Below are 13453 nucleotides of genomic sequence, written 5' to 3'. Positions count from 1 at the left end.
TAATTTTTGTTGAGCAAGTAACGGCAAAACAAATTTTCAAAAAAACTGCATTTTACCATCTCATCCTGAACCCGACGCCATGCACGTTATCGATCCGGATGTCGGGGTCGCCCGAAAGATATTTGCGTAATCTTGAAATGAATACATCGAGGCTACGGCCCATAAAATAGTCGTCGTCGCCCCAAATGGCCTTCAAAAGTTCGTCGCGGCGGATCACCTGATCCGTGCGCTCGGCCATGAATTTCAGGACTTCGGCCTCGCGGAATGTGAGACTTTGCGACTTGCTGTCGAGTGTAAGTGTCAGTTTCTGAAAATCAAAAACATACTTGCCAATCTGCTTACTACCCGGTTTTACGACCAATATCGAATCGGCTTTGCTGCGGCGGAGGAAAACGTCGATCCGGAGTTTCAGCTCCTCGATGCTGAATGGCTTGGTAATATAGTCATCGGCGCCGAGTTTAAGGCCTTTGATTTTGTCCTCCTGCATCGAGCGTGCGGACAGGAAGAGAATAGGCACCTGGCTGTCGGAGCTGCGGATTTTCTCGGCTAATGTAAAGCCGTCCATTTTCGGGAGCATGATGTCGAGCACGCAAATGTCGAAATGCTCCTTGCCGAAAAAGTCGAGCGCTTCGGCGCCGTCCGTCGCGTGCACGACTTCGTAATCGTATTGTTCGAGGTTATCCTTGGTGGCAAATGCCAGATTGGGGTCGTCTTCAACGTACAGGATTCTCTTTTTCATCAAGCGTGTTTCTGCGGAATAGTGATTTTAAATGTACTGCCTTTACCCAGGGCGCTTTCCAGTCCGAGGTGCCAGCGGTGTGCGCGGACGATTTGTTTGACATAACTCAAACCGATCCCGAAGCCTTTCACATTATGCACATCGCCGTAAGGAATGCGGAAAAACTGGTTGAAAACCTTCTTCTGGTACTCAGGTGCAATGCCAATACCCTGGTCGCGGACAGCTATAACGAGGTTATTGCCTTTATTGTATGTTTCGACGACCACATCCGGCACGTCGTCCGAGTATTTCAATGCATTATCGACCAGGTTGCTGATCAGGCAGCGGAGGTGGAAGGGGTCGGCGTCGATCATGCTGTTGGTTGCATTGGCCTGGAAACGCACTTTTTCTTCGTAAGGAAGCAAAATCGACTCGATCATCTGCCGGGCGTCGAGCCGTTCTTTTTGCAAATGCAATGCATCACGTTCGGCTTTGGCCATGGACAGTACCATTTCTACCTGGCCCTGTAAGCGGAGGATTTCGTCCTGCACGATCTGCACATAACGCTTGTGCCGCGCGGGTTGGGATACGATATTGTCGGAATTCAGCACGTCGGCCGCAATGCGGATGGTCGAAATGGGCGTTTGCAGCTCGTGGGTCATGTTATTGACAAAATCGCGCTGCACTTCGGACAGCTGTTTTTGCCTTAAAATCACAAACAATGCATAGGCAAAGAAAGACACCGCCACCAATACCAGCGCCGACGACCAGATGGCGCCGCTGATGCTGCCTGCAAAATAGGTTTCCTGCTGGGGAAAGCGCACGCCGAAATAATAGGGGTACTTGTCGGTTTTGATCCAGTTGGTCGTTTTGGCAGGTATTTTATCGTTGTTTTTAGTACTTAAAGACATGCCGTAACGAATGCGATTGGTAGTACAATCGTAAATACCCACTTCGAAATCGGCGATCAGATTATGTTTCGTAAAACTGTCTTTGATAAAATGTTCCAGCATTTCGGGCTGGGTAGTGGCATTGGTATTCACCAGAAAATATTCCGGTGAAAGCTGCTCTACGGGATTGGTGGTTTGCATCACCCCGCACACGTGGGCGAGTTTTCCGGCAACGTCTTGCAATGCTATGTGGGCATTCTGGTTGAACTGCCGGTGCCGAAGGTCGAGCGCCTGTTTTACCCAGTAAATCTGCGTGATAACGACGCCGATAATGAGCAATGCAGAAAAAACAGTGAGGGACTGAATGGTACGTCTTGACATAACTAACTCGAAATGACCAATAAATATACGGCCATTCGTTCAATTAAACAGCCGTGCCGGTCGTAACATGACCAGCGCTGCATTGTTTAACATTTCATTAACTTTTTAAGCTTTCAAATCGGTGAGATGGTAGCCGATCAATCCTTCCAAGGGCGATTTCAGAATGCGGCCGGTTTTTAAGCCATTGTTTTCCAGCACCGACCGAAGAATATCCTGGTAATAGTAGGCGATCGAACCGGTGAAATGCACGGGATATTGGGTCGCATTCGCATGTTTCAAAATATATTTTTTTGTAAACAACCCGAATGCATGGCTGAGCAAAGTCCGGATGAATTCGTGGGTACGATTTTCTGCAATGAATTTGGAATACGAAGCGAAATACCGGTTCGGGTAAGGCTTTTTGTAGGCATGGTCAAGTACGGTGAGGCGGTCGAGGCCGGGATAATCTTTGACAAAGCGCTCGTGCAGATCTTCGGGCAGCTCGTTTTGCAGGTAATGCACGACCAATGTCTTGCCCAGATAAGAGCCGCTACCTTCGTCGCCCAGCCAGAAACCCAGCGAGCCGATGGAATGCGTAATGCGGTGACCATCAAAAAAAGCATTGTTCGCGCCTGTGCCTAATATGCATGCAAGCCCGGGCTCATGCCCGCATAACCCGCGTGCCGCGCCGAGCATGTCCGAGGCCACTTCCACGATGGTCGCGGAGGGGAAGCAATGTTTCAATGCATTGGTAACAGGAAGGCTCGATTGCTCGTTGGCGCAACCGGCACCATAGAAATGGATTTCCTCAATATCTCCGCCGATGCCGGGTACAACCTGGCTTTGCAGGACGGGGATAATCTCCTCCGTTGTCTGGTAAAACGGGTTAATACCCGCGGATTGAACCGGTTGATAATGGCCGGTTTCCGTTTGAATGCAGGCCCAGTCTGTTTTGGTAGAACCGCTGTCGGCGATGAGGATATATTTGGAATACATTGGTATCGTTCGGTTGGGTTATTCGGGTAATTGCAGCTTGCCAATGACATTGAACCGCTCGAAAACGCGTTCGGTATGCGGAGCGTCGCCGAGTTCTTTGGTGAGGTCCTGGCCGGCCCAGTGTTCGTAATGGTGGCCATTGCGCCAGAGTCGCGACGCGCTCACATCATAAATCATTCCTTTATATGCACACCATATTTCTTCCCGGTCCTGCCCGTTGCGAAGCGCCAGTTGTGCCCTGGTATATACTTTCATTATATTGTTTTAGCGCGCAATTTAGCGATAAGGGTATTCCGTTGGAAAATTTAGAAAATGATCTGCTATGAATATTTTGATTATAAGACTAAAAAGTAAGAACTTGGCGTTTTGAAAAGACATTCACGAAAAATAAAATATGAGAAAAAGTTACGCTCTTCTTTGGTGTTCGATCATGATGCTGGGCCTGGTTGCCGTGGGCTGTAAAGACAAGGTTAAGCCTGTATCTGAAAGAATTGCAAAGGCCTGGACGGCAGAATCTGTAAAGCACGGTTCGACGGTAGTGTATACCCGCGGCGGTTCCGGCAATATCGAAGCCGCTTACTCCGGCTTCCGTTTAACGCTTACCAATAGCGGTGGCACGAAAACAGTGAGCCTGACGGACGTGGACGGCAAAACGTTCACCGGAAACTGGGACGTAGAAGGAGATACCAAGCTCGTCCTTACCAACCTGACTCCCGCACCTACCGGCTCAGGCGGCAAGCTCGAATTTACGATCAACTCGATCGACGATGCCAAAGTGGTGCTGACGCGCCTCACAGCAAGCCCTAAAACGGGAGGTACTATTAATGAATACACATTGACTAACCCGTAAGCGGAAAGTCGATCCAGCATATCATCTGCGAAGCCATTTCCAATGCGGGAATGGCTTCGCTTTTTTTGTCTAATTTTGCGGCATGGAAACAAGAACTGAAATAAGCAGCCTGGGTGAATTCGGGTTGATTCAAAGAATAAATAAAGGAATACGGACTACATTGCCGGAGAGTGTCCGGGGTATTGGCGACGACGCGGCGGTAATAGACCTGGGCGAAGAATTTGGTTTGCTCACGAGCGATATGTTTCTCGAAGGGATCCATTTTGACCTTACGTTTTTCCCGCTCAAACATCTCGGGTACAAAATTATCGCTGCCGGGATTTCCGATATCGCGGCGATGAACGGTATTCCGCGGCAGGTTACGATCAATCTCGCATTAAGCAACCGCTTTTCGGTAGAGGCGGTAGACGAGCTGTATGAAGGAATGAAGCTGGCCTGCAAAGATTTTAATGTAGATCTCGTAGGCGGCGATACTACTTCCTCACGTTCCGGGCTCATTATTTCCGTGAGTGTTTTTGGGAAGGTTAAAAAAGACAAGATCGCATACCGGAACACCGCGCAACCGAACGACCTGCTTTGCGTGACGGGCGATCTGGGTGGGGCCTATATGGGTTTGCAATTGCTCGAAAGAGAAAAGCAGGTGTTCCTGGCCAATCCGAATATGCAACCGGAACTGGAAGGAAAGGATTACGTGATCCAGCGCCAGCTGCGCCCCGAAGCGAGAATGGACGTGGTGTACGAGCTCGATGAAGCCGGCGTAATACCGACTTCGATGATCGACTTGTCCGACGGCCTTGCCTCAGATCTTCTGCATATATGTGCGCAATCGGGTGTGGGCGCGGTCATTTTTGAAGAACGGCTGCCAATCGACGAGCAAACTTACCTGGCGGCTTCGGAACTGAATATCGGCGCGGCAACGGCGGCATTGAATGGAGGCGAAGACTATGAGTTGCTTTTCACCGTTTCGCAGTCGGCTTACGAGCAGATCAAAAACAATCCAAAAATCACTTTTATCGGGTATATCACGGATAAAAAAGGCGAAGTGGAACTTCACACCAAGGGCGATTCCCGCGTGCCGCTTACGGCGCAGGGGTGGAATGCCTGATTTGTTCCCCATCAAAAAGCTTCAAAGCATAACCCACACCGGTTATGCTTTTTTGTTTTAACCCGTACACGCAACCATCGGAAAGGTTTGGTCGTAATCGCGACGTATCCAATTCATCTTTAACAAATCATAATTAGATCCGATGAAAATCTTTTCAACTTCCAGAATGCTGGTTGCATTGGGACTGTTAATGGCCGTCAGCTTTTCGTGCTCGGACGACGACGACAAAACCGACCCTACACCAACCCCCACCAACGATGTTCAATTGAAAGACAATGCGACGCTAGGCAAGATCCTGACCGACAAAGACGGCAAAACGCTTTATTACTTTTCAAAGGATGCCTCCGGCGCCTCGGCTTGCTCGGGAAACTGCCTGATCAATTGGCCTATCTATTCGGCAGGCGACTTGTCGAATATTAAACTCGATGCGGGTCTGGATAAGGCCGATTTTGGAACGATTACGACAGATGGTAAGTCACAAACAACTTACAAAGGCTGGCCGCTTTACTATTATAAGGATGACGCCGTTGCGGGAGATGCGAAAGGTGAGAATGTGGGCACAGTTTGGTTTGTTGTGAAAACGGATTACACCATTATGATCGCCAGCGGTCAGCTTGTGGGTAATGATGGAAAGTCATATAAATCGGACTACACCGAGGGTACCGGCGCCACGCAGTTCTTCACCGACGCCAAGGGAAGGACCTTGTACGCGTTTGCGAACGACAAAAACAATAAGAACAACTATACCAAGTCCGATTTTTCGAATGACGGAGCCTGGCCTATTTACACCGCTGACCTGAAATCGCTGCCTTCGACCGTCGATAAAACATTGTTCAGTACGATCGATGTGTTTGGCAAGAAACAGCTGACATACAAAGGCTGGCCACTTTACTATTTCGGTGCGGACGGAACGACGAGAGGCGCTACTAAGGGCGTGAGCGTTCCTGTACCGGGTAAGTGGCCGATCGTCAACCTACAATCACCGATTGCGCCTAACTAAATAGTGCTTGTTACCAAGTGTAGTTGAAAAGTGGCTTTCTGACAGGGAAAGCCACTTTTTTTATTTACCCCAGCGGGCTACGAGCGCTTCGAATTGCTTCTGCAAATGCAACGTTCGTGCGCCGGCCAGGCCGTTTGCGACAGGCTGGTCGCCAATCTGCACTACGGGCATAACCCATTTCGTAGTGCTGGTAGTGAAAACTTCGTCGGCTGTAATAACTTCCTTGTAGGTAACCGGACGGATTTCTACTTCAAAATCTGCTTTGGCAAGCTCGATCACTACCCGGCGCGTCACACCGTTGAGGATATTGCGGTCGGAAGTAATGAGCTTGTTGCCCTGGAATGCGAACAGGTTACTGCGGGTGAGTTCGCTTACCTCACCATCCTTGTGAAAAAGTAAATCTGCGGCTTGCTGGCGTTTCATTTCATCGGCCATGAGTACCATATGTACATAGTTGGTGCTTTTGATCTCCGGCAAATCGCGAACGTATTCGTACGGCAGGACCTTAATACCTTTCAAACGGCCAGCCGGGTTGTCCTGGGGCAATGCTTCGGTACGGATCAGCAAATTGGGTTGGACTACATGCACGCCATCGGGCGCATAGCCGCCTGTGAGTACAAACCGGAACGCCACTTCGGCCTCTCCTGACATGGAATGCAAATCGGCCAGGATTTTTTCCGTCTCGGGCTGTGTCACGGGAAGCGCCAGTTTCAGCAAGCGGGCCGAATTTTCGAAACGCTGCCAGTAATCATCCCATCGGAAGGGAACGCCATTATAAGTCCTGAAAAAATCGAATAATCCGTAACCCCGAAGTAAGCCGAGGTCGCTGGTTTGGAAAACGGGCTGATCGAGCGGAACGATTTCGCCATTAAAATATTGGTGGAAAGGCATTGAAAGCTGGATTTGTTGATTGGGGTAAAGTTATTGATAAAGGCTTTTCAAATACTGCTTTTGTAAATGTAAATGCCAATTTTTAGGTTTTATCTTTGCGGTTCACATAACCCGCCGGGCCAGTCACGAGCCCGGCTATATTACGCTTCGCATGATCCAACCCACATCATTACTTGAAAGACTTCAGATTGAATTTGACGGGCATTCCTATGGCGATGCTCCGGCGGAGCTTTATGAGCCTATTACCTATATCATGTCGCTCGGCGGGAAGCGTTTCCGCCCGTTGCTGACATTGCTTGCCGCTTCCATTTTTGATACAAATATTGAAAAGGCCCTGAAACCGGCCATGGCGGTGGAAGTGTTCCACAACTTCACGCTCATGCACGACGATATCATGGACCGTGCGCCGCTGCGCAGGGGTATGCCTACCGTGCACGAGAAATGGAATGCGAATACGGCGATTCTGTCCGGGGATGTCATGCTGATCCGTGCTTACGACCTGCTGCTGGATGTGGCGCAGGATAAATTGCGGGCCGTATTGAGCCGTTTTAACCAAACTGCGGCAGAAGTGTGTGAAGGCCAGCAGCTCGATATGAATTTCGAGACACGCTGGGATGTGACGGAGGAAGAGTACATTGGTATGATCCGCTTGAAAACGTCGGTACTGCTCGGTTTTGCGCTGGAACTAGGTGGAATGATTTCCGGGGCGGATGAAGAAACGACGGAACTTTTATACTCGGCGGGAGAGAATATGGGTATCGGCTTTCAGTTGAAAGACGATCTGCTGGATGTTTACGGCGATCCTGCCAAGTTTGGAAAACAGGTAGGCGGTGATATTATTGCCAACAAAAAGACATTCCTGCTCATTGAAGCACTGTCAAAAGCGGAGGGCAATTTGAAAACGGAGCTTGACCACTGGATAAGCCTTGACACCTTCGATAATGCGGAGAAAGTGGCGGCTGTGACCGGCATTTACGATGCGCTGGGCATCCGCGCATTTACCGAACATAAAATAAATGAATATTTCTCGCGCGGAATGGCTAGTTTACAGCAACTGCGCACGGATAGCGTTCAGAAAGATGTGCTTTTGCAGTTTGTAGAGCAGCTGGTGGCGCGGGAAAAGTAATCTTATCAACCAATAACCCATTATATGTCGATTACCCTCATTTTAGTGATCATAACTTCCGGGATCAGCTATTATGCGTTCAACAATTACAGTTTGATGGACAAGCTGATCCTGAACCCTTACCGTGTAACGCAGCGCAACGAATATTACCGGTTTGTGACTTCGGGTTTTGTGCATGCGGATTTCGGCCACCTGATTTTCAATATGCTCAGTTTGTGGTTCGTAGGTGAAAGCATCGAACGGTTGTTCGGTATGCTTTTTGGCCCGAGCGGGACGTTTTACTACTTGTTCCTTTATCTGGTAGGTATTATCGTTTCGGACATCCCTACCTTTTTGAAGCACAGGAAAAACTCGAAATACAACTCGCTCGGGGCGTCGGGCGGCGTGTCTGCGGTACTTTTTGCGGCAATTCTTTACGCGCCGCTGATGCAGATCTGCCTCTACTTTTTCATTTGTATGCCCGGGTTCATATTTGGCCTGCTGTTCCTTGGGTACTCTTTTTACGAGGCACGGCGCGGCACGAGCTATGTCAACCACAGCGCGCACATGTACGGGGCCATTTTTGGGATGGTTTTTATGGCTGTGGTATATCCGAATGCGGTACCACAGTTTTTTGAGCAAATCCTGAGCTGGCGTTTATTTTAAAGTTGCCAGCACAGTGACGCTACCTACCGTCTTGTCTTGAAGATTGACATTGATTTCGGCGTCCAGGGGAATGTAAAGATCGACTCTGGACCCGAATTTGATAAAGCCCATTTCGGTGCTTTGCTCCACTTTATCACCTTCCTTCACATACCAGCGTATACGACGCGCTGCTGCGCCCGCGATTTGGCGGAATAGTACTTCGATACCTTCCTTGTTGCGGATTACAACGGTGGTACGTTCGTTTTCGGTGCTGGATTTGGGGTGCCAGGCGACCAGGTACAGTCCCGGGTGGTACTTGAAATATTGGATTACCCCGCTGATAGGGTTCCAGTTGACGTGCACATTCAGCGGCGACATGAAGATGCTGATCTGGCGGCGCGGACCTTTGAAATACTCTGTTTCAACAACCTCTTCAATAACCACTACCTTACCATCACAAGGCGCCACGATTTCGCGGTCGCTTTGATGCACTACCCGAGACGGAACGCGGAAAAACTGCACGACAAGGAAGAAAATGACAATGCTCGCTATCAATACCAGGCGAGGTATCCAATAGCCGTCGGGAAGGAGATAGTTGATCCCTAAATTAATGATGATCAGTACAATGGCCGTTACAGCCATGATTGTATATCCTTCTCTGTGCAGTTTCATGCAGGTTTATTTTTGTTAATGGTCGTCTCTGAAATGCAAATATCGCATAAATCCTGATTTTACGTCAACGAAAAAGCCCCGACGGGATACGCCGGGGCTTTTTCGTAACGTCTCTTGACACTTCGTCAAGTGTAGTCAGGTATTGTCAGAAGTTGTCATTTGTTGTTAACAGGGTTGAGAAATTTTCTCCTCCTGACTTTCAATGACTATTCTTGACAACCATTGACCATACCTGACTACTACTGACTACACTTGACTAAAAATGACTATTCCTCATGCACATCAACCACCACACAGTCGCCGTTTTTCACCTCGTGCTCCACTTTCTTGAACTTTACGTCGCGGACAATGCGGCCGTCGCGGTACTGAACGGATACCCGTTGGTTGCGGTCGGCGATTTTAATGGTACGCACGGGCTGCGCTTTGGTCGTCGATTCCTGTGAATGGAAAGTATCGGTTTCCACGTCGTAGTCTTCCTCACGGTTGGTGTGAAGTTCAGGTGTAGGCTCCGGTCTGCGGACTTGCTGCGCTACGGCAGTAGGCGGCGCTGCTTCCTCCTGTGGAATGTCGGCCTTCATCAGGAAGGAGATCATATCGAAGTTAACCTTGCTCAGGAAGCGTTTGAAGAGTTCTACCGACTCGAATTTGTAGATCAGCAATGGATCTTTCTGCTCGAATACCGCATTCTGCACCGATTGTTTCAGATCGTCCATTTCACGCAAATGCTCCTTCCATTCCTGGTCGATGAGCGAAAGCACGATCGCCTTCTCCATTTCGCGGGTAATGTCTTTGCCTTCGCTTTCAATGGCTTTTTGCAGGCCAACTACCACTCCGGCCTGACGGATACCATCTGTAAACGGGATCATGATTTCGGAAATCACCGCGCCGCGCTCTGCATAAATCGAGCGGAGTACCGGCAATGCTTTGCCCGAAATCGAGTCGTTTTTATCCTGATATTGTTTTTCTGCTGCGTCGTAAAGCTTTTGCGAGCGGTCGGAAGGCTTCATGGCACCATATTCGCTCTCGCTGAAAGGAACTTCCATGCCCAATGTGGTAATGGCAGCCAGTTCAAGTTCGGCGTAGCTTCCCGCAGTCGTCGCGATTTCGTCGCACACGTCGAACAGCGTGTTGGCAATATCCACAGCCAGACGATCTCCGAACAATGCATTGCGACGGCGCGTATAGATCGCGTCACGCTGATAGTTCATCACGTCGTCATATTCAAGCAAACGCTTACGCATTCCGAAGTTGTTCTCTTCTACTTTTTTCTGAGCTCTCTCGATCGATTTCGTGATCATGCTGCTCTGGATCACTTCACCTTCTTCGAGGCCCATGCGGTCCATTACTTTCGCCATACGGTCGGAACCGAACAAACGCATCAGGTTATCTTCGAGTGAAACGAAGAACTGAGATGAACCCGGGTCACCCTGACGTCCCGAACGACCACGCAGCTGGCGGTCGACGCGACGGCTTTCATGACGTTCCGTACCGATGATCGCCAGACCACCCGCCGCTTTCGCTTCCGGCGTCAGTTTAATATCGGTACCACGACCGGCCATGTTGGTAGCGATCGTTACAGTTCCAGGTTTACCCGCTTCCGCAACCACCTCTGCCTCGCGCTGGTGTTGTTTTGCATTCAAAACCTGGTGTGGGATCTTGCGCAGCGTGAGCATCCGGCTGATGATCTCGGAGTTCTCCACCGAAGTGGTACCCACGAGTACCGGGCGGCCTGCTTCTACGAGTTCCACGATTTCGTCGGTTACAGCATTGTATTTCTCACGAACCGAGCGATATACTTTATCTTCCTGATCCTTACGGACGATTCCGCGGTTGGTAGGGATCGACACGACGTCGAGTTTGTAGATTTCCCAGAACTCACCCGCTTCTGTTTCCGCAGTACCGGTCATACCAGCCAGTTTGTGGTACATCCGGAAGTAGTTTTGCAGGGTAATCGTCGCGTACGTTTGCGTCGCGTCTTCCACGCGCACACTTTCTTTTGCTTCGATCGCCTGGTGCAAACCGTCGGAATAGCGGCGACCTTCCATGATACGGCCGGTCTGCTCGTCGACGATTTTTACCTTTCCGTCCATGATCACGTATTCCACATCTTTTTCGAAGAGCGTAAATGCTTTCAAAAGCTGGTTTACCGTGTGGATACGGGCTGTTTTAACGGAATAATCGCGGATCAATGCTTCTTTTGCGATCACGCGATCGTGCTCGCTAAGCGAAGTATCTTTTTCGATAGCGTCGAGGTCAACAGCAATGTCGGGGAGAATGAAGAAGTTGCTTTCTTCCGATTCGCCGGTGAGGAAGTCGATCCCCTTTTCGGTCAGCTCGATGCTGTTATGACGCTCATCGATCGTGAAATAGAGCGGAGCGTCGGCTTGCGGCATCAGTTTCTGGTTTTCTGCGAGGTAAATCGATTCCGATTCCTGCATAATGGCCTTTACGCCGCCTTCGCTGAGGTATTTGATCAACGGCTTGTATTTCGGCATACCGCGGTGTGCGCGGAACAATGCCAAGCCGCCTTCTTTTTTATCTCCTGCCTGGATTTTCTTTTTAGCATCGTTGAGGAAGTCCATTGCGAGGCGCTTTTGAGCCTCTACAATCCTTGCAACGCGTGGTTTCAGCTCCAAAAACTCCTGTTCGTCGCCGCGTGGCACCGGACCACTGATGATCAATGGCGTACGCGCATCGTCGATCAACACAGAGTCGACCTCATCGACCATCGCAAAGTGGTGTTTGCGCTGAACGAGCTCTTCCGGCGTCCGTGACATATTGTCACGCAGGTAATCGAAACCGAATTCGTTGTTGGTCCCGTAAGTAAGGTCAGCTTTGTAGGCATTGCGACGTGCAATCGTGTTCGGTTGGTGACGGTCAATACAGTCGACACTCATGCCGTGGAATTCGAAAAGCGGTGCATTCCACTCGGCATCGCGTTTGGCCAGGTAGTCGTTCACGGTTACAATGTGAACACCTTGTCCTGCGAGCGCATTCAGGAACGAAGGAAGGGTAGCCACGAGGGTTTTACCTTCACCGGTCGCCATTTCGGAAATCTTGCCCTGGTGCAACACCACACCACCGATCAGCTGCACATCATAATGGACCATGTTCCATTTGATAGGCTGACCGATCACGTCCCAAGTTGTATTCCAAAGTGCCTTATCGCCGCTAATGGTCACATTCGACTTTTTAGAAGCGATTTCGCGGTCAAAATAGTTGGCGGTTACTTCCAGCTTATCATTTTCTGTAAAACGGCGGGCTGTGTCTTTCACGATCGCGAATGCCTTCGGGAGAATATCGAGCAATACCTTTTCCAGTTCTTTATTTCTTTCCAGTTCGAGTGCGTCGATTTTCTTGAAGATCGCCTCTTTACTGTCCACATTCGGTTCGTCGGCTGCCTGCTGTCTCAATGCTGCGATTTGCTCATCGACAGATTTCAATTGATCGGCAATATGTTGTTTCAAGTTCGCGGATTGTGCCCGGAGCTCGTCATTCGACAGGGAGGCTAGCAATGCATATTCGGCATTGATCTTATCAACGTACGGGGTCAGTTCTTTGAGGTCCCGTTCCGATTTCGTGCCAAATAGCTTGGAAAATATTTTAAACATGATGTGATGTATGTTTTTTAACAGGTTTTTCCTTATAAAATATTGAGCCTGCCACAAATCGCGTGTCACATTGTCAGCAAAACCCGCATTTACAATCCCAAAGGTAATTCATTGCCAATAGTATTACGCAACATCCGGCAGAATCCTAATGCATATCTAATCTTTTAATACCCATTTATCTATCCTTAAAAATCACCCGTGCCAAGAGCGTAGGACCGTTTGTATAGATTTTGAACCACTACTAGGTAATGCATAGTACCTTTAACACGTCAAAACGATTTAAACAGATATAGCCATGAACCACAATAGATTGTTCCGTAACACCAGCAACAAAATGATTGGCGGCGTAGCCTCAGGATTGGCCGATTACTTCGATATCGACGTCACCATCGTCCGTGTTTTGTTCGTACTCGCGATCTTCATCCCGGTCACTTTCCCGGTCATTTTGTTTTACATCATCCTTTGGATCGTCATGCCCGACATCGCAAAACGCCCCAAAGAGCTGGAACAAGGGCATATCCCTTCTTGAAAATTAAGACTTCCATCAGCAAAGACTTGGTAGTTACAAACCGCCGGAAAACAAACTCCGGCGGTTTGTTGTTTTAGGATT

General features: G+C 49.3%; 13 protein-coding genes. 6 read left to right on the top strand and 7 right to left on the bottom strand.

Annotated features, from left to right (window positions below):
* Positions 1 to 52: 52 nt before the first annotated feature.
* The 4 genes from J7619_RS17230 to J7619_RS17215 all read right to left on the bottom strand — a co-directional run bounded on the left by J7619_RS17230 (position 53) and on the right by J7619_RS17215 (position 3219).
* Positions 53 to 739: a response regulator transcription factor gene (locus tag J7619_RS17230; protein WP_291201024.1), complete on the bottom strand. Its 687-nt coding sequence runs from the start codon at positions 737 to 739 to the stop codon at positions 53 to 55.
* Positions 739 to 1989 (bottom strand): sensor histidine kinase KdpD, encoded by a 1251-nt coding sequence (locus J7619_RS17225; protein WP_291201022.1) that lies wholly within the window; start codon positions 1987 to 1989, stop codon positions 739 to 741. The genes J7619_RS17230 and J7619_RS17225 overlap by 1 nt, the downstream gene beginning before the upstream one ends.
* 105 nt (positions 1990 to 2094) lie before the next feature.
* Positions 2095 to 2964, bottom strand: coding sequence for an N-acetylglucosamine kinase (locus J7619_RS17220; RefSeq protein ID WP_291201020.1), 870 nt, complete (start codon positions 2962 to 2964; stop codon positions 2095 to 2097).
* A gap of 18 nt (positions 2965 to 2982) precedes the next feature.
* Positions 2983 to 3219 (bottom strand): cytochrome b5 domain-containing protein, encoded by a 237-nt coding sequence (locus J7619_RS17215; RefSeq protein ID WP_291201018.1) that lies wholly within the window; start codon positions 3217 to 3219, stop codon positions 2983 to 2985.
* A 139-nt stretch (positions 3220 to 3358) separates the two neighbouring features.
* On the opposite strand from J7619_RS17215, the gene J7619_RS17210 reads away from it, so the two are divergent.
* The 3 genes from J7619_RS17210 to J7619_RS17200 all read left to right on the top strand — a co-directional run bounded on the left by J7619_RS17210 (position 3359) and on the right by J7619_RS17200 (position 5919).
* On the top strand, positions 3359 to 3814 hold the full coding sequence (locus J7619_RS17210; protein WP_291201016.1) for a hypothetical protein: 456 nt from the start codon (positions 3359 to 3361) through the stop codon (positions 3812 to 3814).
* Between the two features lie 82 nt (positions 3815 to 3896).
* Positions 3897 to 4919, top strand: coding sequence for a thiamine-phosphate kinase (gene thiL / locus J7619_RS17205; protein WP_291201014.1), 1023 nt, complete (start codon positions 3897 to 3899; stop codon positions 4917 to 4919).
* A gap of 142 nt (positions 4920 to 5061) precedes the next feature.
* Positions 5062 to 5919, top strand: coding sequence for a hypothetical protein (locus J7619_RS17200; RefSeq protein ID WP_291201012.1), 858 nt, complete (start codon positions 5062 to 5064; stop codon positions 5917 to 5919).
* Between the two features lie 60 nt (positions 5920 to 5979).
* On the opposite strand, the gene J7619_RS17195 is transcribed toward J7619_RS17200, so the two are convergent.
* Entirely contained in the window at positions 5980 to 6810 is an 831-nt protein-coding gene (locus tag J7619_RS17195; RefSeq protein ID WP_291201010.1) for an aminotransferase class IV, read from the bottom strand.
* Positions 6811 to 6961: 151 nt separating this feature from the next.
* Here J7619_RS17195 and J7619_RS17190 point away from each other — a divergent pair, with 151 nt between their 5' ends.
* Positions 6962 to 7936 (top strand): polyprenyl synthetase family protein, encoded by a 975-nt coding sequence (locus J7619_RS17190; protein ID WP_291201007.1) that lies wholly within the window; start codon positions 6962 to 6964, stop codon positions 7934 to 7936.
* 24 nt (positions 7937 to 7960) lie between these two features.
* Positions 7961 to 8581, top strand: coding sequence for a rhomboid family intramembrane serine protease (locus J7619_RS17185; RefSeq protein WP_291201004.1), 621 nt, complete (start codon positions 7961 to 7963; stop codon positions 8579 to 8581).
* Here the strand turns inward: J7619_RS17185 and J7619_RS17180 are convergent.
* Together J7619_RS17180 and secA are read right to left on the bottom strand one after the other, a co-directional pair.
* Positions 8573 to 9232, bottom strand: coding sequence for a phosphatidylserine decarboxylase family protein (locus J7619_RS17180; RefSeq protein ID WP_291201001.1), 660 nt, complete (start codon positions 9230 to 9232; stop codon positions 8573 to 8575). The two genes, J7619_RS17185 and J7619_RS17180, sit on opposite strands and share 9 nt — an antisense overlap.
* A gap of 266 nt (positions 9233 to 9498) precedes the next feature.
* Entirely contained in the window at positions 9499 to 12843 is a 3345-nt protein-coding gene (gene secA, locus J7619_RS17175) for a preprotein translocase subunit SecA (protein ID WP_291200998.1), read from the bottom strand.
* A 295-nt stretch (positions 12844 to 13138) separates the two neighbouring features.
* On the opposite strand from secA, the gene J7619_RS17170 reads away from it, so the two are divergent.
* A complete protein-coding gene (locus tag J7619_RS17170; protein ID WP_291200995.1) occupies positions 13139 to 13372 on the top strand; it encodes a PspC domain-containing protein in 234 nt (77 codons plus the stop codon).
* The last annotated feature ends 81 nt before the right edge of the window (positions 13373 to 13453 follow it).

This window comes from Dyadobacter sp., assembly GCF_017744695.1.
Classification (GTDB): Bacteria; Bacteroidota; Bacteroidia; order Cytophagales; family Spirosomataceae; genus Dyadobacter.
The sequence above is the reverse complement of the archived record's forward strand: the minus strand, read 5'-3'. Positions and strand labels throughout refer to the sequence as shown.